The sequence below is a fragment of the Rouxiella badensis genome, assembly GCF_026967515.2.
Classification (GTDB): Bacteria; Pseudomonadota; Gammaproteobacteria; order Enterobacterales; family Enterobacteriaceae; genus Rouxiella; species Rouxiella badensis.
Window position 1 is genome coordinate 1,301,707 of record NZ_CP114062.1, and the last position, 23,676, is coordinate 1,325,382.

The 23,676-nt window shown below is 52.8% G+C and carries 20 protein-coding genes and 1 pseudogene; 17 read left to right on the top strand and 4 right to left on the bottom strand.

Annotated elements, in window-relative coordinates:
- The first annotated feature begins 158 nt into the window (after positions 1-158).
- Entirely contained in the window at positions 159-1,370 is a 1,212-nt protein-coding gene (locus tag O1V65_RS06335) for a conjugal transfer protein TraF (protein ID WP_051040055.1), read from the top strand.
- A gap of 115 nt (positions 1,371-1,485) precedes the next feature.
- Here the strand turns inward: O1V65_RS06335 and O1V65_RS06340 are convergent, their stop codons facing one another.
- Positions 1,486-1,752 (bottom strand): GrxA family glutaredoxin, encoded by a 267-nt coding sequence (locus O1V65_RS06340; protein WP_017491253.1) that lies wholly within the window; start codon positions 1,750-1,752, stop codon positions 1,486-1,488.
- Between the two features lie 336 nt (positions 1,753-2,088).
- Between O1V65_RS06340 and nfsA the strand changes: the two genes are divergently transcribed.
- The 8 genes from nfsA to rlmC all read left to right on the top strand — a co-directional run bounded on the left by nfsA (position 2,089) and on the right by rlmC (position 10,571).
- Positions 2,089-2,811 (top strand): oxygen-insensitive NADPH nitroreductase, encoded by a 723-nt coding sequence (gene nfsA, locus O1V65_RS06345; protein WP_017491252.1) that lies wholly within the window; start codon positions 2,089-2,091, stop codon positions 2,809-2,811.
- 18 nt (positions 2,812-2,829) lie between these two features.
- Positions 2,830-3,732 carry a 30S ribosomal protein S6--L-glutamate ligase gene (gene rimK / locus O1V65_RS06350; RefSeq protein WP_017491251.1) on the top strand — a complete coding sequence of 301 codons (903 nt, stop codon included), beginning with the start codon at positions 2,830-2,832 and terminating at the stop codon, positions 3,730-3,732.
- Between the two features lie 235 nt (positions 3,733-3,967).
- On the top strand, positions 3,968-4,450 hold the full coding sequence (locus tag O1V65_RS06355; protein WP_017491250.1) for a type III secretion system chaperone family protein: 483 nt from the start codon (positions 3,968-3,970) through the stop codon (positions 4,448-4,450).
- Between the two features lie 543 nt (positions 4,451-4,993).
- A complete protein-coding gene (potF, locus tag O1V65_RS06360) occupies positions 4,994-6,100 on the top strand; it encodes a spermidine/putrescine ABC transporter substrate-binding protein PotF (RefSeq protein WP_017491249.1) in 1,107 nt (368 codons plus the stop codon).
- Between the two features lie 223 nt (positions 6,101-6,323).
- Complete coding sequence (potG, locus tag O1V65_RS06365; RefSeq protein ID WP_017491248.1) at positions 6,324-7,487, top strand: putrescine ABC transporter ATP-binding subunit PotG; 1,164 nt, start codon at positions 6,324-6,326, stop codon at positions 7,485-7,487.
- Positions 7,488-7,503: 16 nt separating this feature from the next.
- The gene (potH, locus tag O1V65_RS06370) at positions 7,504-8,457 is read left to right on the top strand and encodes a putrescine ABC transporter permease PotH (protein ID WP_017491247.1); all 954 of its coding nucleotides are present in this window, start codon (positions 7,504-7,506) and stop codon (positions 8,455-8,457) included.
- On the top strand, positions 8,454-9,299 hold the full coding sequence (gene potI / locus O1V65_RS06375) for a putrescine ABC transporter permease PotI (RefSeq protein WP_017491246.1): 846 nt from the start codon (positions 8,454-8,456) through the stop codon (positions 9,297-9,299). Before potH ends, potI begins: the two co-directional genes overlap by 4 nt.
- Before the next feature lie 144 nt (positions 9,300-9,443).
- A complete protein-coding gene (gene rlmC, locus O1V65_RS06380; protein WP_017491245.1) occupies positions 9,444-10,571 on the top strand; it encodes a 23S rRNA (uracil(747)-C(5))-methyltransferase RlmC in 1,128 nt (375 codons plus the stop codon).
- A gap of 56 nt (positions 10,572-10,627) precedes the next feature.
- Here rlmC and O1V65_RS06385 read toward each other — a convergent pair whose 3' ends face one another.
- Complete coding sequence (locus O1V65_RS06385) at positions 10,628-10,804, bottom strand: GhoT/OrtT family toxin (RefSeq protein WP_017491244.1); 177 nt, start codon at positions 10,802-10,804, stop codon at positions 10,628-10,630.
- 324 nt (positions 10,805-11,128) lie between these two features.
- On the opposite strand from O1V65_RS06385, the gene fliZ reads away from it, so the two are divergent.
- Entirely contained in the window at positions 11,129-11,665 is a 537-nt protein-coding gene (fliZ, locus tag O1V65_RS06390; RefSeq protein WP_051040054.1) for a flagella biosynthesis regulatory protein FliZ, read from the top strand.
- A 209-nt stretch (positions 11,666-11,874) separates the two neighbouring features.
- A complete protein-coding gene (locus O1V65_RS06395; RefSeq protein ID WP_269130515.1) occupies positions 11,875-12,861 on the top strand; it encodes a D-cysteine desulfhydrase in 987 nt (328 codons plus the stop codon).
- A 64-nt stretch (positions 12,862-12,925) separates the two neighbouring features.
- Here O1V65_RS06395 and O1V65_RS23100 read toward each other — a convergent pair.
- Positions 12,926-14,144 (bottom strand): annotated as a pseudogene (locus O1V65_RS23100) (Nramp family divalent metal transporter).
- A 454-nt stretch (positions 14,145-14,598) separates the two neighbouring features.
- Between O1V65_RS23100 and O1V65_RS06410 the strand changes: the two are divergent.
- The 6 genes from O1V65_RS06410 (at position 14,599) to tcyN (ending at position 21,176) form a co-directional block, all read left to right on the top strand.
- Positions 14,599-16,419 carry a beta-glucoside-specific PTS transporter subunit IIABC gene (locus O1V65_RS06410; RefSeq protein WP_269130327.1) on the top strand — a complete coding sequence of 607 codons (1,821 nt, stop codon included), beginning with the start codon at positions 14,599-14,601 and terminating at the stop codon, positions 16,417-16,419.
- Complete coding sequence (locus O1V65_RS06415; protein ID WP_017491239.1) at positions 16,419-17,882, top strand: glycoside hydrolase family 1 protein; 1,464 nt, start codon at positions 16,419-16,421, stop codon at positions 17,880-17,882. The genes O1V65_RS06410 and O1V65_RS06415 overlap by 1 nt, the downstream gene beginning before the upstream one ends.
- 27 nt (positions 17,883-17,909) lie before the next feature.
- Entirely contained in the window at positions 17,910-18,740 is an 831-nt protein-coding gene (locus O1V65_RS06420; protein WP_084912997.1) for a PRD domain-containing protein, read from the top strand.
- A gap of 202 nt (positions 18,741-18,942) precedes the next feature.
- The gene (tcyJ, locus tag O1V65_RS06425) at positions 18,943-19,746 is read left to right on the top strand and encodes a cystine ABC transporter substrate-binding protein (protein WP_017491237.1); all 804 of its coding nucleotides are present in this window, start codon (positions 18,943-18,945) and stop codon (positions 19,744-19,746) included.
- 12 nt (positions 19,747-19,758) lie between these two features.
- A complete protein-coding gene (gene tcyL / locus O1V65_RS06430) occupies positions 19,759-20,427 on the top strand; it encodes a cystine ABC transporter permease (protein ID WP_026110447.1) in 669 nt (222 codons plus the stop codon).
- Positions 20,424-21,176, top strand: a complete 753-nt coding sequence (tcyN, locus tag O1V65_RS06435) for an L-cystine ABC transporter ATP-binding protein TcyN (RefSeq protein ID WP_017491235.1) — start codon at positions 20,424-20,426, stop codon at positions 21,174-21,176. Before tcyL ends, tcyN begins: the two co-directional genes overlap by 4 nt.
- A gap of 97 nt (positions 21,177-21,273) precedes the next feature.
- On the opposite strand, the gene katG is transcribed toward tcyN, so the two are convergent.
- Entirely contained in the window at positions 21,274-23,490 is a 2,217-nt protein-coding gene (gene katG / locus O1V65_RS06440; RefSeq protein ID WP_269130329.1) for a catalase/peroxidase HPI, read from the bottom strand.
- Between the last annotated feature and the right edge of the window lie 186 nt (positions 23,491-23,676).

Consider the following 23,676-nt stretch of genomic DNA (forward strand, 5'->3'; position numbering starts at 1 on the left):
TAAAACGCATTGGAGATATTTCTTAATAAAGGGTCTCTCTTTCTTTATATTAAATGGCGCCAGGGAGAATATTATATTTTTTCACGACGGTTATTTTTCGCAATATATCGTGAAAGGCGTCTCTCTATCTAAAAATAGTGTGTTATCTAAGGGAAAGTATGAAGTTTTTTGCTAATCAGTATTCACTTATGTCTCTATCGGTTCTACTTGCTCTGTCTGGAAGTGCAAATGCAGCGGGCACATATATGGAAGCGCGCAACGACGCGATGGGAGGTACCGGTGTTGCTTCTTCCCGTTATGGAACGGCTCCATTGGCCAACCCGGCACTGATGTCCAGCTTTGGTCAGAGTGATGATTTTAGTCTGATTTTACCCTCGGTCGGGGCTCAGGTATCCGATCCTAATAATATGCAAGACGGCCTTAAACAGGTTAAAGATGCACGACAGCATTACGCAAATGAGCTTGGGACGGGCAGGATATCTGCGTCTACAGCCAAAGAATACAAAAGCAAATTGTTGGACCTTAATAATGCCAAAACGACCGGGCAAGTCAGTGCCGGAATTATTGCAGCAGTGCCGAGCCGTGTGATGCCGTTTGCGTTGGTAATAAAATCCTGGGGTACCGCTACATTAGAAGGCAAAGTCAACGGGCGTGACCTGAAATATCTTGACGGTGTTGCAAATGGCAGCATTAATCCCACTGATGCTGGTGAAAATGCACTGACATCTCATATGATAGGCCGTGCAGCCACGATAACTGATGTGGGTATTGCTTTTGCTAAAGAATTTGAAATTAATGGCGTTAAGTCTTCGATAGGTATTACGCCTAAATACCAGCGTGTCGATTTATATAACAACAACATGACGTTGAAGAACTATACCGGTAAATATTTAAGCACCAAAAATTATCTTAGCACTCAGTCAAACTTTAACAGTGACATTGGTTTTGCCTCCTATCTCACCGATCGCTGGACATTGGGGCTGGTTGCGCAAAATATCGTGCCACGCATGATGGAAAGTAAAGAAGTTAATGGTTTGAAAGAGACGTTTAAAGTGCGCACCCAGGTGACTACGGGTGTTGCCTGGCACAACGATTTCTTTACTAGCGCAGTGGATATCGATCTCACGCCAGCCAGCGGTTTTGCTACAGATGAAAAGCGTCAATTTGCCAGCGTGGGGGCAGAGCTTAATGCGTGGGATTGGGCACAACTGCGCGCCGGTTATCGCCAAAACATGATGTCGAACAGCGGTAGCGCACTCACCGCCGGTGTGGGTCTTTCACCTTTTGGCGTGATACACGTAGATGTGGCGGCTATAAAGGGCACAGACCGTACTTACGGCGCTGTGGCACAGCTCAGCTTTACCTTCTAATCGACAAAGTTGTTTGATTAACCTGCTGAGTGTTTTCAAACGATGTAAGCCTGTTACGCAAAAAGGCCCTTCTTTACAGGAGGGCCTTTACTCAATCTTTCGCTAAAAAATGTTCTTACTGCTGATAAAGCGCCAGATTTTCTTTTGCGTAAGCTTCAAAATCAGTGCAACCACCGATGTGTTTCTGGTCGAGGAAAATCTGTGGCACGGTTTCTACAGGCTTACCCACGGTTTTTTCCAGATCGGCTTTGCTGATGCCTTCCGCATGAATATCAACGTAGCGGAAATTGAAATCATCACGTTCTTCAGTCAGTTTTTCAGCCAACTCTTTTGCACGAACACAATAAGGACAGCCAGGACGCCCGAAAATTACTGCAAACATGGAGACTCCTTAGATTTTAAAATGCCTGAATTTCAGGACTTGATAAATTTGAGAATGATATCGCAGAATTTTTTTGTAATTTAGCGCATAGCTCTCAATGCTTGGGGCTACTATGCCTGTCTCTTTTGAGAAAAAAAAGTAGGAATTACCTGTCGCTTTGATGTGCTGTGCCTATCTGCGCGAAAATACAACGCAATGGTGCAGCCTTAGGCAACGTCATCTCAGGCCGTTACGTCATTTAGTGCGGCGAGGCTTGCAAAGGCCTCTGCGAACATGAATCATTGATGTCTTGAGGGTTTATCTTTTACCCATCTCATTCTTTCAAGGATTCGTATTATGACGCCAACTATTGACCTCCTTCGCGCGCACAGCTCCGTGCGTTCCTTTACCGGCCAGGCGCTGACCGATGAGCAAAGAGAGGCAATTATTGGCGCAGCTCAGGCTGCGTCAACGTCGAGTTTCTTACAGTGCTCATCCATTATTCGTATCACCAACCCACAACTGCGCGAGAAGCTGGTGGAATACACCGGCGGCCAGAAATATGTCGCTACCGCTGCCGAGTTTTGGGTGTTCTGTGCCGACTTCAACCGTAACCTGCAAATCAATCCACAGGCCGAACTGGGCCTGGCAGAACAGCTGCTGCTGGGCTGCGTGGATACTGCGCTAATGGCGCAGAATGCGATGGTCGCTGCCGAATCTCTCGGGTTGGGCGGCGTGTTTATCGGCGGTATCCGCAACAGAATCGAAGACGTGATAGCGCTGCTGAACCTGCCTAAGTTCGTGATGCCGCTGTTTGGCTTTTGCGTGGGGCATCCGGCGCAGGTTAATGCCTTCAAACCGCGTATGCCACAGAGCATGCTGGTGCATGAAAATAGCTATCAGCCGCTGGATAAAGACCAGCTGGCAGCCTACGACGCAGAGCTGGAAGATTACTATGCCCAGCGCGACAGCAACGCACGCCGCGATAACTGGAGCGACCTGATTATCCGTACGCTCAAAAAAGAGCAGCGTCCCTTTATGCTTGAAGCGCTGCACAAGCAGGGCTGGGCAACGCGTTAATCGGCAACGGAGTGTCTGATGAAAATTGCCATACTTTCTCGTGACGGCAGCCTTTATTCCTGCAAGCGCCTCAAAGAGGCAGGGGAGTCTCGCGGTCATGAAATCGACGTGATAGACCCGCTGTCGTGCTATATGAACATCAACTGCGCCGCGCCGAGCGTGCACTATCGGGGGAAGCAGCTGGACAAGTATCAGGCGGTTATCCCAAGGATAGGATCCGCGATTACGTTTTATGGCACGGCGGTGCTGCGGCAGTTCGAGATGTTAGGCAGTTTTCCATTAAACGAATCGGTCGCCATTACCCGCGCGCGCGACAAGCTGCGCTCAATGCAGATTCTGGCGCGTGAAGGCATTGACCTGCCGATTACCGGTTTTGCTCATTCGCCGGACGATACGTCCGATCTGATAGCGCTGGTCGGTGGCGCACCGCTGGTGGTGAAACTGGTCGAAGGGACGCAGGGCATCGGTGTGGTATTGGCCGAGACCCGGCAGGCGGCGGAGAGCGTGATTGACGCCTTTCGCGGTCTGAACGCGCACATTCTGGTGCAGGAATACATTCGTGAGGCCAATGGTGCAGACATCCGCTGTCTGGTTATCGGTAAAAAGGTGGTCGCCGCGATTGAACGCCAGGCCAAACCGGGTGATTTTCGCTCCAACCTGCATCGCGGCGGCACCGCGCGGAATGTGACTATTACGCCACAGGAAAAAGACATCGCTATTAAGGCTGCGCTCACGCTGGGTCTGGACGTCGCAGGCGTGGATATTCTGCGCGCCGAGCGCGGGCCGCTGGTGATGGAGGTCAATGCCTCTCCGGGACTTGAAGGGATTGAAACGACGACAGGATTAGACATCGCGGGCATGATGATCGATTACATTGTACAGCGCGCCAAACCGGGATTTAAACTCAAGTCTGGTGGGTAAATCGATCGATAAACACACAACGCCGCCTTTTTGTGGCGGCAGTACCCATATTTTAAGCGAATAACGGTTAATGTCAGGATTGATCGTGGCGCTCAACGGGAAATTTCCGTAAGCTGTCGCACTTAACTATTCGCTTAAAATGACTGACTGCGCAAAATTGGCGTAGAGTGATTTTCGAGTTCCGATCTTTTTACGATTCATCATCGTGCTTTACCGACACACTGAGGCTGATTATATGGATTCACTCACCGTCCCTGATTTGGCGTTATTACGACGCTGGCTCGATCAGCTGGGCATTTCTTTTTTCGAGTGTGATTCTTGTCAGGCTCTTCATTTGCCGCATATGCAGAATTTTGACGGCGTTTTTGATGCCAAGGTTGACCTGGTTGACGGCGTTATCCTGTTCTCTGCGCTTGCCGAAGTTAAACCGACTGCGCTTATCCCGCTGGTTGCCGATCTGAGCCAAATCAATGCCAGCTCGTTGACCGTAAAGGCTTTTGTCGATATCCAAGACGACAATCTGCCGAAGCTAATCGTCTGTCAGTCGATCAGCGGGGTGGTCGGCATTACCCTCGACCAGTTTGCGCATTTCCTTCAGCAGGGCGAAGAGCAGATGTCGATGATAATCCTTGAGGCACATGCCAACGATCTGCTGTTTTTGGGCGATGACGATGAATCAGCGCCACCGGTCAGTGTGAATATCCCGCTGCTGCATTAATCATTAACGGGCATAACGTTCGCCCGCTCAAAGACACTCCCCGCCAGCCAGATTTTACTTCTGATGAATTCTTAACCCGCGCAGCCATTCCGATGGCTGCGCTAGCTTTGCTATGTTTCAAAAAACATTATGCTAAATATTGCGCATTGTTGCGGGTCATTTCCCTTTGTATGGACATGAATGCCACACGGCATAGACAAAATTGCATAAAAAATCGATGAATGGTGTTTTTTTTCAACAGGTATGGTGTGATTTTGATCACGGCGTTATGCTGCCCATTGTGTACTAATCGTCGGATACCTTGAAAAGCCAAACGATTATTTCATCGGTGATGCAGCAGACAAGGTGCATGCCTATGCACCGTCTCAATGCCAGGGTAGGCAACAAAAATATTCAGATCGGTAAAGTATTTACTCATCTACTTAATTACTGGTTATTTGACCTGTTTTATAACCACTGCGGGTTTACAGATAGCATCCTGCAGACAGGCGCGACGACCAGAGTCCTTTTTATTTTTATCACCCCTGTTGGAGGTAATAACGGATGTTTACCCTGCGTAAAAAGTGGTTGTCAGGCGTCATCGCGGGTGTGGCGATGGCTGCGTCAGTCGCCGCGTCTGCGGAAGATAAAACGCTGCATATCTATAACTGGTCAGATTATATTGCGCCAGACACCGTCGCTAACTTCCAAAAGGAAACCGGCATTAAGGTAGTCTACGACGTCTTCGACTCCAACGAGGTGCTGGAAGGCAAGCTGATGGCAGGGAGCACCGGCTTTGATCTGGTGGTGCCTTCGGCGAGTTTCCTCGAACGCCAAATCTCTGCGGGCGTGTTTAAGCCGCTCGACAAGAGCAAACTGCCAAACTATAAAAACCTCGACCCAGAACTGCTAAAGATGGTTGCACAGCACGATCCGGGTAACAAATACGCTATTCCTTACCTGTGGGCGACAACCGGCATCGGCTACAACGTCGATAAAGTAAAGGCCGCGCTCGGTAAAGACGCGCCGGTTAACAGCTGGGATCTGGTATTAAACCCAGACAATCTCGCCAAGCTGAAGGGCTGCGGCGTTTCATTCCTCGACGCTCCGGCCGAAATCTACGCTTCGGTGTTGAACTATTTGCACCTCGACCCGAACAGCACTAAACCTGAAGATTACGCGGCTGCAACCGACCTGCTGCTCAAGCTACGTCCAAGCATCCGCTACTTCCACTCTTCTCAATACATCAATGACCTGGCGAACGGCGATATTTGCGTGGCCGTGGGTTGGGCGGGTGACGTCATTCAGGCTTCAAACCGCGCAAAAGAGGCGAAAAACGGCGTAAATATCGCCTACAGCATTCCTAAAGAGGGAGCGCTGGCGTTCTTCGACGTGTTCGCGATGCCAGCCGATGCAAAAAACACCGACGAGGCGTATCAGTTCCTCAACTATCTGATGAAGCCTGAGGTGATGGCCGGTATCAGTAATGCGGTGTTTTACGCTAACGGCAATGCGGCGGCAACCCCGCTAGTCAAGCCAGAAATCCGCAATAACCCAAGCATCTATCCACCGGCCGATGTGCGCGCCAAGCTCTTCACCCTGAAAGTTCAGGATCCGAAGATTGACCGTCTGATCACCCGCTCTTGGACCAAAGTGCAAAGCGGTAAATAATCTTGCATCTGGCCGCTCCCCTGATTTTTTCAGGATTAATTCCTGATATTTATCTGATGAGGAGCGGTAAGTTCAACGCGGCTCCGGGCAACACGACGGGGCCGCGTCGTTTTATTGATTGAGCTCTGATTTCATTACCTAAGTTCGCAATCGGCCCGGCGTTATCTGAGCGGGCTGTTATGCTTAAATTATCCTGATCCGCTTCTGACGGAGGCATCACTGAGTGAATGACGTTATTCCACGCCCTCAGCCGCAACATGCAGGCGAGCGATTTTCGGGCGAAAAAGTCCGCACAGGTTTTACTCCTCTGTTGGAAATTCGCAATTTGTCCAAGTCTTTTGACGGCCAGCTTGCCGTCGACGATGTCAGTCTAACCATCTTCAAGGGCGAGATTTTCGCGCTGCTTGGCGCGTCGGGGTGCGGCAAGTCAACGCTGCTGCGCATGCTGGCCGGTTTCGAGTCGCCGACCAAGGGCGAAATCGTGCTCGACGGGCAGGACCTGTCGCAGGTACCGCCGTATCAGCGTCCTATCAATATGATGTTCCAGTCTTACGCGCTGTTCCCCCATATGACGGTTGAACAGAATATCGCCTTTGGCCTCAAGCAGGACAAACTGCCGTCCGCCGAAATCAAGGCCCGCGTGGCGGAGATGCTAACGCTGGTACATATGGAAGAGTTCGCCAGGCGCAAACCGCATCAGCTTTCAGGCGGTCAGCGTCAGCGCGTGGCGCTGGCGCGAAGCCTGGCAAAACGGCCGAAGCTGCTGCTGCTCGACGAGCCGATGGGCGCGTTGGACAAAAAGCTGCGCGACCGTATGCAGCTCGAAGTGGTCGATATTCTCGAGCGAGTCGGCGCGACCTGCGTGATGGTCACCCACGATCAGGAAGAGGCGATGACCATGGCGGGGCGCATTGCGATTATGAATCGCGGCAAGTTTGTGCAGATTGGTGAGCCGGAAGAGATTTATGAGCACCCAAACAGCCGCTTCAGCGCCGAATTTATTGGCTCGGTTAACGTGTTTGAAGGCCTGCTGGAGTCCCGCGAAGACGACGCGATAACCCTCCGTAGTCCGGGGCTGGTGCACCCGTTGAAGGTGGCCGCAGACGCCGCCGTCAGCGACGGCGTGCCGACGTTTGTGGCGCTGCGTCCCGAAAAAATCATGCTCTGTGAGGCGGTCCCGGCCGACGGATGCAACTTTGCAGTTGGCGAGGTGGTGAATATCGCCTATCTGGGCGACCTGTCGATTTATCACGTCAGGCTGCACAGCGGGCAATTGATTACCGCCCAGTTGCAGAACGGTCACCGTTTCCGCAAAGGGATGCCGACCTGGGGCGATGAAGTGCGTCTTTGTTGGGAAGCCGACAGCTGCGTCGTGTTGACCGTTTAGGGCGGGGAGAATAACCATGACTGTGATAACAAAGAGTTCCGAGGCGACGCCTGCCGGTAAATCACGCTCGCTTTTCGACAGGCTGATGCAGTCGCAGGGTAAAAAACTGGTGATCCTGCTGCCGCTGCTGTGGTTTATCCTGCTGTTTGCCTTACCGTTTCTGATTGTCCTGAAGATAAGCTTTGCCGATATGGCGCGGGCAATCCCGCCCTATACTGACTTGATGACCTGGACCGACGGCGTGCTGGATATCGCCTTAAACTTTGGTAACTACCTTCAGCTGTCGGGGGATGCGCTTTATATCGAGTCTTATCTGCAGTCGCTCGAGGTCGCCGCCATCTCAACGCTGCTGTGTCTGATCATCGGCTATCCGCTGGCGTGGGCGGTCGCGCACAGCAGTCCGGCGACGCGTAATATCTTGTTGCTGCTGGTTATTCTGCCGTCGTGGACCTCTTTCCTGATCCGCGTTTATGCCTGGATGGCAATCCTTAAAGACAACGGCGTGCTGAACAATTTCCTGATGTGGACGGGGGTTATCGACCAGCCTTTAATTATTCTGCATACCAATCTGGCGGTCTATATTGGCATTGTTTATTCCTATCTGCCGTTTATGGTGTTGCCGATTTATACCGCGCTGACCCGCATGGACTATTCGCTGGTCGAGGCGTCGCTGGATCTCGGCGCCAGGCCCTTTAAAACCTTCGTGAAAGTGATTATGCCGCTGACCAAGGGTGGGATTATCGCCGGTTCGATGCTGGTATTTATTCCGGCGGTGGGCGAGTACGTTATTCCTGAGCTGCTTGGCGGGCCAGACAGCATCATGATTGGTCGTATTCTTTGGCAGGAGTTCTTCAACAACCGCGACTGGCCGGTCGCCTCGGCGGTGGCCGTGGTGATGCTATTGCTGCTGATAGTGCCTATCCTCTGGTTTCACAAGTACCAGAATAAAGAGCTGGGGGACAACGCATGAATTCATTACCGGTGGTTCGTTCGCCGTGGCGCATCGCCATTCTGGTGCTGGGCTTCGCCTTTCTCTATGCCCCCATGCTGATACTGGTCATCTATTCTTTTAACAGCTCCAAACTGGTTACCGTATGGGCCGGATGGTCGACCCAGTGGTATACGGCGCTGTTTCATGACTCGGCGATGATAAGCGCCGTGAGCATGAGTCTGACTATCGCGACTGCGGCGGCAAGTATGGCGGTGGTGGTCGGTACCTTGGCCGCGGTGGTCATGGTGCGCTATGGTCGATTCAAAGGATCGACCGGGTTTGCCTTTATGCTGACAGCACCGCTGGTGATGCCCGACGTTATCACCGGTCTGGCGCTCCTGCTGCTGTTTGTTGCAATGGGGCATACGCTGGGTTGGCCGGGCGAACGCGGCATGTTTACCATCTGGCTGGCGCACGTCACGTTTTGCAGTGCCTACGTGGCGGTGGTGGTCTCGGCACGGCTGCGTGAGCTTGACCGCTCCATCGAGGAGGCAGCGATGGACCTTGGCGCCACGCCGCTGAAGGTGTTCTTTATCATCACCATCCCGATGATTGCGCCTGCGTTGGTTTCCGGCTGGCTGCTGGCGTTTACGCTGTCGCTGGATGATTTGGTGATTGCCAGTTTTGTAGCGGGGCCGGGGTCGACGACGCTGCCGATGCTGGTATTCGCCAGCGTGCGTTTAGGAACCAACCCGGAGATAAACGCCCTGGCGACGCTGATTCTGCTGGTGGTAGGGATTATCGGCGTGATTGCCTGGGGGTTTATGCATCGCGCCGAGAAACAGCGCGCCAAAGACCGTCAGCGAGCGACGCGAATGTAGTCCGTCTGCCGGTTCTAAGGTCAGAGAACCGGCAGACGCCTTTTTCGCGGGCGTGATAAAGGAGCCTTTCCCCGCGTGCGGTGGTACACTTCGCGCCAACTTTTTAACTGTCAGAATACGCAACAGCGACAACGGTCATCATTTATGCATTGCGCACAATACACCGCCGGAACCTGCCGGTCCTGCCAGTGGCTGGATAAACCCTACGCCACTCAGCTCATCGACAAACAGCACGACCTGTCCGAATTGCTCGGCGGCCTTGAGGTGGGCGAATGGCGCGAACCTGTGGCGGGACAGGAGCAGGCGTTTCGCAATAAAGCCAAAATGGTGGTGAGCGGCAGCGTTGAGCGCCCGCTTCTTGGCATGCTGCATCGCGACGGTACGCCGGTTGACCTCTGCGAATGCCCGCTTTATCCCGCCAGCTTCGGCGAAGTTTTTCGGCATCTTAAGACCTTTATTGCCCGTGCGGGGCTAACGCCGTATAACGTGGCGCGCAAGCGCGGCGAGCTTAAGCATCTGCTGCTGACGCAGAGCCAGCACAACGGCGGCCTGATGCTGCGTTTTGTCCTGCGCTCCGAAACCAAGCTGACGCAGCTGCGCGCGGCCTTGCCTTGGCTGATGCAGCAAGTGCCTGACCTACAGGTGGTGTCTGCCAATATCCAACCGGTGCATATGGCCATTCTGGAGGGTGAACGTGAGATTGCCCTGACCAGCCAGCAGGCGCTGGAAGAATATTTTAATCAGGTACCGCTGTTTATCAGGCCGCAGAGTTTCTTCCAGACCAATCCGCAGGTTGCCGCCGCGCTTTATGCGACCGCGCGTGACTGGGTGGCCGAACGCGATATCTCGAGTATGTGGGATCTCTTCTGCGGCGTGGGGGGGTTTGGTCTGCACTGCGCAAAGCCAGAGACGCGTCTTACCGGGATTGAAATCAGCGCCGAGGCTATTGTCTGTGCCAAAATTTCGGCCGAAAAGCTCGGGTTGAAGCACGTTGAATTTAAGGCGCTGGACTCCACGGGCTTTGCTACGGGTAATGAACAAGTGCCTGAGCTGGTATTAGTTAATCCGCCGCGTCGGGGAATTGGCAGCGAGCTTTGTCAGTATCTGGATAATATGGCGCCGGAGAGGCTGTTATATTCCAGCTGTAATGCGCAGACAATGGCTAAAGATATTCGCGAGTTGAAAAATTATCGCATCGAGCGAGTGCAGCTATTTGATATGTTTCCTCATACCGCACACTATGAGGTGCTGACGCTATTGGTCCGCGTGTAAGAGGATTATGACAGAGAGGTGATTGGCGGCCTGAGCAGACCGCCGATTATCGCAATTTAGAACAGTGAGAATAACATCACGACCGGCAGGCTCATCGGCCAGGTTAATCCAATAATACCTGATGTCAGCAAACGAATTTTAATCGTGTCGCGGCTCACCAACAGAGTGAACAACGCAGCAAGTGCTAAACCGCCCCAGTAAATTGTTTTAATGACTTCCCACCACAAATGCACGATAACCCCTGATATATTAAAAACCCTAGCCAATGGCCGGTATTCTATTCGGTTAACATTTTGCAATCAATTGGTAAGTGACTATGTTCACACATTTACAAAGTTAACAAATTGTTAATATTGAAGGGGTTGTTTTCGTTAAGGATTATTTATAACCGTTTTCACGTTAGCAGCGTAATTGTTTCCGTAATCGATTGCGAAATGCGTAATCATGACTTGTCCGACGATCCCTGACTGGTTTAAGCTGGGTGAGAGATTGAAAATCTTTGAACTAAAGGCCCAAAGAGGCCATCCGGAATTATCACTATTTGTTGGAAGTGAATTATGCCAGCGGGAAAAAAAACACGGCCACTGAGCCGTTATCTAAAAGATTATAAACATAGTCAGACGAACTGTTCACAGTGTGGGAAAGAGTTAGACAGAATGGCCCTGGTGTTTCGTGGCGAAGTCATTAATAAAGACGCGATTGCGAAAATGGACCAACCCATTGATGATGAGCTGTGGCGCGATCTCTCTAAAGAATTAACGGCGCTGTGCCGTTTTTGCAGTGAGATTTCATTTAATACCACCTCTTCTTATTTCGATATTGTTGCCTTCAAGCAGTATCTCTTTGAACAGACAGAAATGAACCACAGTACGGTGCGTGAATATGTGGTGCGATTGCGCAGGCTGGATGAAATTTTGGCCGCCAACGAGTATCCTCTTGAGAAAATTCAAGGGGAGAGCATTCACCAGCGAATAATGGATGATTTGCCGGTCGCCGCATCAGATAACTATAGGATTGCCCTAAGAAAGTACGATCAGTACCTCGCCTGGCAAAAAGAGACATCGCCAGAGAGTTTTTACATGGCGCAGGCTTGAAACCCTGCGGCGATTGCAGATAAAGTTATTCCTAATATCGACAGGCGTCTTCGGACGCCTGTTTTTAGTTTGTCCGCCTGTCTCCAATGTCAGAGGCTAATTCACTGATATAGTAGAATGACATTTGGTCAACATAACGCATCAGTTTAAAAACATAGCTTCGGGGGAACACCGTGCCTTCATCTTTGCCTGATTCATCTTCACTTTCTATTCTGAAACACCAGCTAGAGAATTATTCCCGCATTGATCTGGTCGGGAACAGTACGCCGCTAGAGCGTTTAAATCGTCTTTCAGACTACGTTGGCCGTGACATCTACATAAAACGTGACGATGTCACGCCGTTGGCGATGGGCGGTAACAAGCTGAGGAAACTGGAATTTTTGGTGGCTGCGGCCATCGAAGAGGGCGCGGATACGCTGATCACCGCCGGTGCTATTCAGTCTAACCATGTGCGCCAAACCGCTGCCGTGGCGGCTAAGCTCGGTCTAAAATGCCTGGCCGTTCTGGAAAACCCGATAGGTACCGACGAACACAATTATCTGACCAACGGTAACCGCCTGCTGCTGGACCTGTTTAACACCGAAGTCGTGATGTGCGACTCGCTGTATGACCCGATGGCGCAGATGGAAGAGCAGGCCACGCTGCTCGAAGCGCAGGGCTTCCGTCCTTACATTATCCCCGTTGGCGGCTCAAATGCCCTCGGTGCGTTAGGGTATGTGCAGTGTGCTATCGAAATCGCCGAGCAAAGCTCTGCCGGATTTGTCGATTTCAGCGCGGTGGTGGTGGCCTCGGGCAGTGCGGGTACCCACGCCGGACTGGCGGTGGCGCTGCGTGAGCTGATGCCGTCCACCAGGCTGATTGGGGTGACAGTGTCACGCAAGGCGGAGGACCAGCGTCCAAAAGTTGAGACGCTGTCCAATGAGCTGATGCAACTGCTTGAGCTGGAAGGCGAAACGCCAGAAATTGAACTGTGGGACGAGTATTTCGCACCGCGCTACGGCGAGCCGAACCAGGAAGGGCTGGCGGCTATCAAGCTGCTGGCCGAACAGGAAGCGATGCTGCTGGATCCGGTTTATACCGGTAAAACCATGGCAGGCCTGCTCGACGGGGTGGAACGCCAGCGGTTCCCGGGTGATGGCCCGATTCTGTTTGTGCACACCGGCGGCGCGCCTGCGCTGTTCGCCTACGCGAAGTAATCTGCGCCCTGTGGCTCGGTCGTTTAAGACCGGGCCGCAGGCTGTTCTTCTATTCACGCGTTAATCATGCAAAGCCTGGTATCTGCACACCGGCAATCTGCAACAACAGCACCACGTTGAGCGCCACAATGACCACTGTCCCGACAATCGAAGAAACGGTGGTCAGACGGCTATTCACAAATTCGCCCATGATGTCGCGGCGGCGGGTAAACATCACCAACGCAATCATCGGAGCAGGCAGCGCCAGACTCAGGACGACCTGACTGTAAACCAGCGCATCGGTTGCGTTAACCCCCATTGCGACGACGATAAATGCCGGTACCATGGTGACCAGACGTCGCAGCCAGATAGGAATACGGAAACCGACAAAGCCCTGCATGATCATCTGACCGGCCATGGTGCCGACCACCGAGCTCGAAATCCCCGAGGCAATCAACGACAGCAGGAACACCCCGGCGGCGGCAATCCCCAGCAGCGGCGTCAGGGTATGATAAGCGGTTTCAATTTCGGCGACGTCGCTGTGACCGGCATGAAACGCGCTTGAGGCCATGATGACCATGGCGATGTTCACCAGTCCGGCAATTGACAGTGCAACCACCACCTCGATGTTGGAGAAACGCAAAAGTTTGCGCCGCTCGGCCGGGTTTTTAACCAACGTTCGATGCTGCGTCAGCCCTGAATGTAGAAAAATGGCGTGCGGCATCACGGTCGCCCCAATAATACCGACAGAAATGGTCAGCGCCTCGGCGTTGGGCAATTTGGGGACCAGCATCCCCATCCCTGCGGCCGCCCAGCACGGGCACGATGAACATCTGCACCAGATAGCAGAGCGCGATAACGGCTACCAGGCCGCCAATCATCAGCTCTACGGGGCGAAAACCGCGCTTTTCAACCATCAGCAAAGCATAGGTAATGACGGCGGTGACGCCCATCCCGGCCAGCAATGGCATGCTAAACAACAGCGAAAGGGCCAATGCGCCACCCAGGAACTCGGCAAGGTCGGTCGCCATCGCGGCAATTTCGCTCACTGCCCACATCCCCCAGACCACGGGAGGAGGAAGTTGGTCACGGCACATTTCGGCCAGATTTTTACGCGTGACAATCCCGAGTTTGGCCGACAACGCCTGAAAAAGCATGGCTATCAGGTTAGCCATCACCACCACCCACAGCAGGCTGTAGCCGAATTTTGAGCCTGCCTGAATATTGGTAGCAAAGTTACCGGGATCCATATAGGCGATGGAGGCGATAACCGCGGGGCCGACGAACAGCAGTGGCGTCATCATCCCGCGTTTACGCCCGGAAAGTGCTTCGCCTATCGCCTCGTTGGTGCGTTCTGTTAACGTAGAATTTTTACTCATCTCACTCATAGCCACCCCGGTTTGTTATGGGTCGTTATTGGGTTAGGTTATCCTCTGTTCGCTAATATAGCATTGGCTATACTACATAGGTAATGCTATTTATGACTGGAAATTGGGCTAATGTGTTTCTAAATATTTTTTTGGGTGAGATAGGCTCAATGCGCTGCCGCTAAGGTCTCCATCGTGGAGTAGGTTGCAGGTTGGCTCACAGTTTTCACTTTGCTTTAGTCATTTAGTTTGACGAAGCCGGGTCAATAACCCGATAACGTAACAAAGGCGTGTTACTACGTAAGTAGGCAAGACCTGAAGCCCCATCCTCTCGAGCGAGGTGATGGGGCTTCAGGTCTTTTTTTTGGATTCGACTAGGGGGGAGCTGGCGATGGACTACTTAAAAACTGCGCAGGAAATCGTGCAAAGCGTCGGCGGAGCAGAGAATATTGAACACGTTGAGCACTGCTCTACGCGCCTGCGTCTGAGTCTCTATGACAACGATAAAGTCGACAAACGCGCACTCGAAAAAGTGCCCGGCGTACTGGGCGTTCGATTGAACGTGCAGTGTCAGGTGGTGATTGGCCGTGAGGTGATCGCGATTTTTGAGGCGGTGCAGCAGCAAGTTAGCGCGGCGGAGCCTTCAGAGCGGGTGAAAAAAAACAAAACCAAACCGCTGGCGCGCGCCGTGGATTTTGTCATCAGCGTCTTTCAACCTCTGGTGCCCGCGATTGCCGGTGGCGGGGTGTTAAAGTCGCTGCTGTTGCTTCTTGACGCCTTCGGTTGGCTGAGCCGCAGTAGCTCAACCTGGAAGGTGTTGGATAATATCGGCTCTGCGCCAATCTATTTCTTGCCGATTCTGGTGGCGATTACGACGGCCACCAAATTAAAGGTTAACGTGCTGGTGGCGGTGTCTGCCGTGTCGGTGATGGTGTTGCCCAATATGGCGAAGCACCTGGCGGAGGGAGCAGAGTTTTTCTCGCTGGCGCTAAAAAATGTCGCCTATGCCTCGCAGGTGTTTCCGGCCATTCTGTGCGTGCTGTTTTATGCGCAAACGGAGAAGTTTTTCAATCGGTATTCACCCGCGTCGGTGCGTATTTTCCTTTCGCCGATGCTTTCACTGCTGGTCACTGTACCCGTCACGCTGCTGCTGCTTGGCCCCTTCGGCTATGAGCTGGGCGCAGGGTTGGCCAGCGTTATTCTCTGGCTTTATGGCCATCTGGGGTTTATTGCGACCGCGCTGCTGGCAACCGCGCTGCCGTTTATGGTCGCCGCGGGCATGCATAAACCGATGTTGCCTTATGCCATTGCCTCGATGAGTCAGTTTGGCCGCGAGGTGCTGTATCTTCCGGCCTCCCTGGCGCACAACATTGCCGAATCGGGCGCGTGTTTCGCCATTGCGCTGAAGAGCAAAGATAAAACCATCAAATCCACCGCCTTCTCTGCCGGAATCTCCGCGCTGTTTGGCATTACCGAACCGGCGATTTATGGCGTGACGCTGCTGCATAAACAGGCGTTATACAGCGTGCTGGCGGGCAGTTTCGTCGGCGGTGCGTTTATCGGCTGGCTGGGGGTGCAGGCTTTCGCGCTGGTGGGGCCGGGGCTGGCGACCATCTCGATGTTTGTTTCACCCGACAGCGGCATGAACATCGTCTATGCGCTGGCCGGAACCGCACTGTCGTTTTTAGTCTCCTTTATCTGCGCACTGGTGCTGTGGCGTGAAAAAACGCCGGCGGTTGTTCAGGCCGTGGGCGGGCTTTTTCTGGCTCAACCGATCCAGGGGCAGGTTATCCCGCTGGAGCAGGTTAATGACGAGGTTTTTTCAGCCCGCATTATGGGGGAAGGTATCGCGATTATTCCCCAGGAGGGCGTACTGAGTGCGCCAGCGGAGGGGGTTATCGTCAACGTTTTCGACACCGGGCATGCGGTCAGCATGTTGACCGACGGGGGCGTGGAGCTGATTTTTCATATCGGCATCGACACCATCAAACTGAACGGGCAGGGATTCTTCGCCAAAGTGCAGGCCGGTCAGCGGGTCGTGCTCGGCGATACGCTGGTGGAATTCGATCTCGAGGCCGTCAAACGAGCCGGTTTTGATCCGGTGGTCATCATGGTTATCACCAACAGTGAACGCTTTACGCTGGAGCGGCTACCTGCCGCGAAACACATTAACGACTGTCAAATTGTCATGAGCTTAAAGGAGTCCGTGTAATGAGCAACATATCAACGTTTCCTGAAGACTTTTTATGGGGCGGTGCTATCGCTGCCAATCAGGCTGAAGGGGCATGGAATATCGGCGGTAAAGGCCCCTCGGTGGCCGACGCTGTCGCCTGGAAACCCAAGGTATCCGTCAAGGACTACAGTGCGCACATGGCGCTCAGCGATGAGAATATCGCCGATGCGCTCAGCGGCCGCAATGACGCAAATTATCCGAAACGTCGTGGTATCGATTTTTATCACCGCTATCAGGAAGACCTGGCGCTGTTTGCCGAAATGGGCTGTAAGGTGCTGCGCGTATCGATTGCCTGGTCGCGCATTTTCCCTACCGGTGAGGACGCTGCGCCTAACGAGGAAGGGCTGACGTTTTATCATGACCTGTTTACCGAGATGCGCAGACTGAATATTGAGCCATTAGTGACGTTGTCACACTATGAAATGCCGTTGATTCTTAGCGAGAAATACAACGGTTGGGTGCATCGCAAGGTGGTAGATGCCTTTGTGCGCTTCAGCCAGGTGTGCTTCGAGCGCTATAAAGGTCTGGTGCGTTACTGGCTGACCTTTAACGAAATCGACAGCATTCACCGACACCCGTTTACCACCGCCGGTATTCGCAAAGAGAAAAGCGCCGCGGGTAAGGCCGAGCAGGATATTTATCAGGGGCTTCATCACCAGTTTGTCGCCTCAGCGCTGGTGACCCGCGACTGCCACGCCATTATTCCGGGCAGTCAGGTGGGCTGTATGTTGACCAAACTCACCACTTATCCGCGCACCTGCAAACCGGAAGACGTCGAAGCGACGCTGAAAAAGAACCTCGAAAATCTGTTCTACGCCGACGTGCAGGTATTCGGAGAGTATCCGCCGTTGATCAAGCGTGATTTGGCGCGTCGCAATATTCATCTTGAGATACAGCCGGGCGACCTGGATATTCTTAAGTCCTACACCGTCGACTTCGTGTCATTCAGCTATTACATGTCGATGACCGAATCCACCGATCCTGAGGCCGAACGTATCCCAGGCAATACGATACTCGGCGTGAAAAACCCTTATCTGGCGGCGTCGGAATGGGGCTGGCAGATCGATCCGCTGGGGTTAAAAATATCGCTGCTCGAACTCTACGACCGTTACCAGAAACCGCTGTTTATCGTTGAGAATGGCCTCGGCGCCAAAGACGAAGTGGTTGAGGGAAAGGTACAGGATAGCTATCGCATCGACTATTTCCGCGCGCACTTCGAGCAGGTCAAGGCGGCAATTGACGAAGGCGTGGAGGTGATGGGCTTCACCACCTGGGGGGCTATCGACATTATTAGCGCCGGAACCTCGCAAATGTCTAAGCGCTATGGTTTTATCTATGTCGATCAGGACGATGAGGGCAAAGGATCGCTGGCACGTCTTAAGAAAGACTCGTTTTACTGGTATCAGAAAGTCATCGCCAGCAACGGCGCGCAGATGGACTAAAGGCTAAGGTTGCCGCAGGGAAAACACGTGATTACAGTAAAAAAATCGCTCAATAACAGTATGCTGCTGGTAGAACAAGAGCAGCAGGAAATGGTGCTGTTTGGCAAAGGACTGGGATTCAACGCCAAACCGGGTACCTTGATTGATATTGCGCACGTCGAGAAGGTGTTTATACCGTTACAGGATTTGAAATCTCGACATTTTTTATCGCTGACCAGCAGTATCCCTGCGGCCTTTTTTGATCTCACCCATGACATTATTCAGCTTGCCCAGCACCGTTATGCCGAGAAGCTTAACTCAGTGCTATTTTTTACGCTGACCGAGCATCTTTATTTTGCGGTTGAGCGAAGCCAGCAAGATAACCCGTTGATTAATAAGCTAAGTTGGGAGATTAAACGCTACTATCAGAAAGAGTACGAGATAGGGTTACAGGCCAAGACCCTGGTTGAGGACCGATTCAAGGTTGCGCTTCCCGCCGATGAGGCGGTGAATATCGCCTTTCATCTTATTAACGGCAGCAGCAAGTCTGATAATGCCACTGCGCATCAGCAGGTTGAGCTGGTCAATCGCATTGCCGAAATTGTGCGCTACAAGCTCAATAAAAATATCGACATTGAATCCATCAATTATGCGCGGTTTATCACACATCTGCGTTATTTCGCCGAGCGGATCCTTAACGGCAAAATCACCGGCGGAGAGACGGAAGACTTTTACCAGGAGCTGCTGCGCCATCATCCGACCGCGATGGCGGTGTCCTGGGCTATCCGGGATTATGTGCTCGAAAAATATCAGCTAAATCTCCCCAAAGATGAGCTGACCTGGCTGAGTCTGCATATCAGCAGGCTGGAGCGTGAATAGCCTCACTGTCTATAAAACCCCCGTTCTGTCGCTTTAATCACCTCATTTTGTCGCTTTTAAAATTTTTTTACCAAAATGGCGGATTACCTATTGATGTAATAAGCTAATTTTATGCTTTTAAGTGATAAGCTTTTAAGATTATATTCCAGTGAAAATATGCTCTCGCGGGGCATAAAAACTAAAAACAAACATTGAGGTGAGTATGGCTTTTTCAACATTACGTCGTCGTTTGCTTCTGGGTGCGATGGCGGTAACTCTGTCAGCAGGCGTGGTTAGCCATTCTTTCGCAGCTTCTGAAAACTTGCTTAACACTATCAAGCAGCGCGGTACGCTAATTGTTGGCCTTGAGGGCACCTATCCCCCGTTCAGTTTCCAGGGCGATGACGGCAAGTTGACCGGTTTTGAGGTCGATTTCGCCGATTCTCTGGCGCAGCACATGGGCGTGAAAGCCAAGCTGTCGCCGACCAAATGGGACGGTATGCTGGCGGCGCTGGACTCTAAACGTATCGATGTGGTTATCAATCAGGTAACTATCTCTCCAGAGCGTGAGAAAAAATACGACTTTTCGACACCTTATACCGTTTCTGGTATTCAGGTGCTGACCAAAAAGGGTAACGAGTCCAAATTCTCGACGCCGGATGACCTGAAAGGCAAGAAAGTCGGTGTGGGCCTGGGCAGTAACTACGAGCAGTGGCTGCGCGCCAATGAGCCGGGCGTCGATATCCGTACCTATGATGATGACCCAACTAAATATCAGGATCTGCGCGTAGGCCGTCTTGACGCTATTCTGGTGGACCGTTTAGCGGCACTGGACTTGGTCAAGAAAACCGGTGATACGCTGGCCGTTGCGGGCAAACCTTTCTCTCGTCAGGAGTCTGGCGTGGCTATCCGCAAAAATAACCCTGAACTGGTCGCGGCTATTAACAAGGCGATTGCCGATATGCAGAAAGACGGCTCACTGGCGAAAATTTCCGATAAGTGGTTCGGTGCCGACGTCACCAAGTAAGGTTTAAACCTGATGCATGAGAGTCTACAACTGGTGCTGGATTCAGCACCATTTTTATTAAAAGGGACCGTCTTCACCCTCGAGTTGAGTCTCGGGGGGATGGTCTTTGGTTTATTACTGGGGTTCCTGCTGGCGCTGATGCGCCTTTCGCATTTCTGGCCGTTGTCATGGCTGTCGCGCGCCTACGTGTCGATTTTCCGCGGGACGCCGCTGATTGCCCAGCTGTTTATGATTTACTACGGTTTACCGCAGTTTGGCATCGAACTTGACCCGATTCCTTCGGCAATGATTGGTCTGTCGCTTAATACGGCGGCCTACACCTCCGAGACGCTGCGTGCGGCCATCTCCTCTATCGATAAAGGACAGTGGGAAGCGGCGGCCAGTATCGGCATGAATTCTTGGCAGACGCTGCGTCGCGTGGTTCTGCCTCAGGCTGCCCGCACTGCGCTGCCGCCGCTTGGCAACAGCTTTATTGGCCTGGTGAAAGACACCTCGCTGGCGGCGACCATTCAGGTGCCGGAGCTGTTTCGTCAGGCGCAGCTGGTGACCTCGCGCACGCTGGAAGTGTTCACCATGTATCTTGCCGCCTCGGTGATTTACTGGGTGCTTGCTACCGTGCTGTCCTTCCTGCAAAACCGTTTGGAAGACCGCGTTAACCGTCAGGATCAGGAGCCATCATGAGTACCATTGACGTGAACAAGCTGGTTAAAAAGTTCCATGGTCAGACGGTGCTACACGGTATTGACCTGCAGGTGAACGCCGGGGAGGTCGTGGCGATTATTGGGCCGAGCGGCTCGGGGAAAACCACGCTTCTGCGCAGCATTAACCTGCTGGAAATACCGGACTCCGGCACGATTACCGTGGGTAATATTGAAATTGACGCCAGCGTGCCTATCAGTAAACAGAAAGAAAAGGTGCGTAAGCTTCGTCAGCAGGTGGGGTTTGTGTTCCAGAACTTTAACCTGTTCCCGCACCGCTCGGTGCTCGAGAACATTATCGAAGGTCCGGTGATTGTGAAGGGCGAGCCGCGTGCCCAGGCCGAGGCTGAGGCACGCAAGCTGTTGGCCAAGGTCGGGTTGTCGGGCAAAGAGAGCGCCTATCCGCGTCGTCTCTCTGGCGGACAGCAGCAGCGCGTGGCGATTGCCCGTGCGTTGGCGATGAATCCAGAGGTTATCCTGTTTGATGAACCGACGTCGGCGCTTGACCCTGAGCTGGTGGGCGAGGTGCTTAACACCATTAAGGCGTTGGCTCAGGAGCATCGAACCATGGTTATCGTCACCCACGAGATGAGCTTTGCTCGCGACGTGGCAGATCGCGCCATCTTTATGGATCAAGGCAAGATTGTCGAGCAGGGTCCAGCAAAAGAATTGTTCTCTGCGCCGAAGCACGAACGGACAAAACAGTTCCTGGAAAAATTCCTGCAAAATTAGAGTATTGTTTAGCTAAGCGGCCCGTCGTGCGGCAAAAAAAACCGGCACATTCAGTCAATTCTGACCGTCTGTGCCGGCTATATCACTTCAGACTGCGTTAAAGATCGAAGCGGTCCAGATTCATCACTTTGGTCCAGGCGGCAACGAAGTCTTTAACAAACTTCTCTTTGGCATCGACGCTGGCGTAAACCTCGGCGTTGGCACGCAGTATGGCGTTCGAGCCAAACACCAAATCGGCGCGGGTGGCGGTAAATCGTGTTTCACCACTTGCACGGTCTCGCCCTTCGAAGATTTCTCCCGTAGCATCGACAGGCTTCCACTCATAGCGCATATCCAGCAAATTCACGAAGAAGTCGGCGTTAAGTTCACCGACTTTATCGGTAAAGATGCCGTGATGGCTGCCGTCAAAATTGGCACCCAAGGCTCTTAAACCCCCGATCAGTACGGTTAACTCTGGCGCAGTCAGCGTCAGTTGCTGAGCCTTGTCGATAAGCAAGCTTTCCGTTGGGGTGGAGCTTTCAACGCCGCGATAATTGCGGAAACCGTCGGCCTTCGGCTGTAGCCATTCAAACGACTCAATGTCAGTCTGACTCTGACTGGCATCGACACGGCCCGGCGTGAAGGGCACGTCAATGCTGACGTTAGCCGCTTTTGCCGCCTGCTCTACGCCCACCACGCCTGCCAGCACGATCACATCGGCTAAGGAAGCCTTGTTGTACTCCTGCTGAATAGTTTCCAGCGTTGGCAGCACGCGAGCGGCAATGGCGTTAACTTCCCAATCTCTTTGCGGCAACAGCGCGAGGCGTGCGCCGTTAGCGCCACCGCGTTTGTCGCCACCGCGGAAGGTTGAGGCCGAAGCCCAGGCCACCGAAATCAGCTCACTCACGCTCAGGCCAGCAGCAGCAATCTTCTCTTTGAGGTAGGCAACGTCGGCCGTCGTCGGGTTACAAACCGGCTGCGGCAGTGGGTCTTGCCAAATCAGGTCTTCTTTTGGTACTTCGGGTCCGATATAACGCGCTTTCGGCCCCATGTCTCGGTGGGTCAGTTTGTACCAGGCGCGGGCAAAAGCTTCATTAAACGCCTGCGGGTCATTGAGGAAACGACGCGATATTTTCTCAAATTCAGGGTCGTGGCGCAGCGTCAGGTCGGTAACCAGCATGGTCGGTTTGCGTTTTTTCGAGCTATCAAACGGATCGGGAATAATGTCGCCAGCATCGGAGGCTTCAAACTGAATGGCGCCTGCCGGGCTACGGGTTTGCACCCACTCATATTTGAACAGGTTTTCGAAGAAATAGTGGCTCCACTGCGTCGGCGTCTGCGACCAGATAACTTCCAGACCCGAGGTTATGGCATCCGCGCCCGCGCCGTTTCCATAACTGCTGACCCAACCCAGACCCTGGGTTTCCAGCGGCGCGGTTTCTGGATCAACGCCAACGTGGTCTGCAGGACCGGCACCGTGGGTTTTGCCCAGCGTATGTCCCCCGGCAATCAGTGCGACAATCTCTTCATCGTTCATGCCCATATTGCCGAAAGTGGCACGGATGGCCGGGGCCGCAGAGGCAGGGTCACCGCTGTGATTTGGGCCTTCCGGGTTGACGTAGATAAGCCCCATTTCGGTTGCGCCGAGCGGAGACTTGGCCAGTGCTTCAGGATGACGATGTTCCAGCCAGGTTTTTTCATCACCCCAGTTAACGTCAAGATCCGGCTCCCAGACGTCTTCGCGTCCGGCACCAAAGCCAAAGGTGCGGAAACCGGAGTTTTCGAGGGCTACGTTACCGGCAAGAATATACAGGTCAGCCCAAGAAATTTTCTGACCGTATTTTTGTTTAACCGGCCACAGTAGGCGACGTGCCTTGTCGAGGCTCACGTTATCAGGCCAAGAGTTTAGTGGCGCAAAACGCTGCTGGCCGCGACCGGAACCGCCGCGTCCATCCACGGAACGATAGGTGCCCGCGCTGTGCCAGGCCATACGAATAAACAACCCGATGTAGGTTCCCCAGTCGGCAGGCCACCACGGCTGCGACTCGGTGAGCAGGGCGCGCAGGTCAGACTTAAGCGCGGAGTAGTCTAGTTTGGAGAATTCGTGGCGATAGTTGAAATCTTCGCCCAGAGGGTTTGAACGGTTGGAATGCTGATTCAGCAGGTCAACTCTTAACTGATTAGGCCACCAGTCTCGATTATGAGTCCCGCCGCCTGCAGTTTCGTTTTTAATCGCGTGATGAAAAGGACATTTACCAACATCTGCTCCAGCTTCTCGGTCTGCTTCAACAATAGGTTTTGCAGTATTATCTGCATCATCAATAGGATTGCTCATAGGTATACTCCTTTTAATTAATTCTCACCTCTACCCTATACGCGGGCATTGATAAGTCATACCTGAATTACTCTATGGATTTGATAGCCTTTTGCCTCGGTAATAACGCACGCATAAACGCTGCTTAAACCTGCCTTTGTCACAGAAACAGTGTGGATTAAACTTTTAACTAATTCACTATAAAAA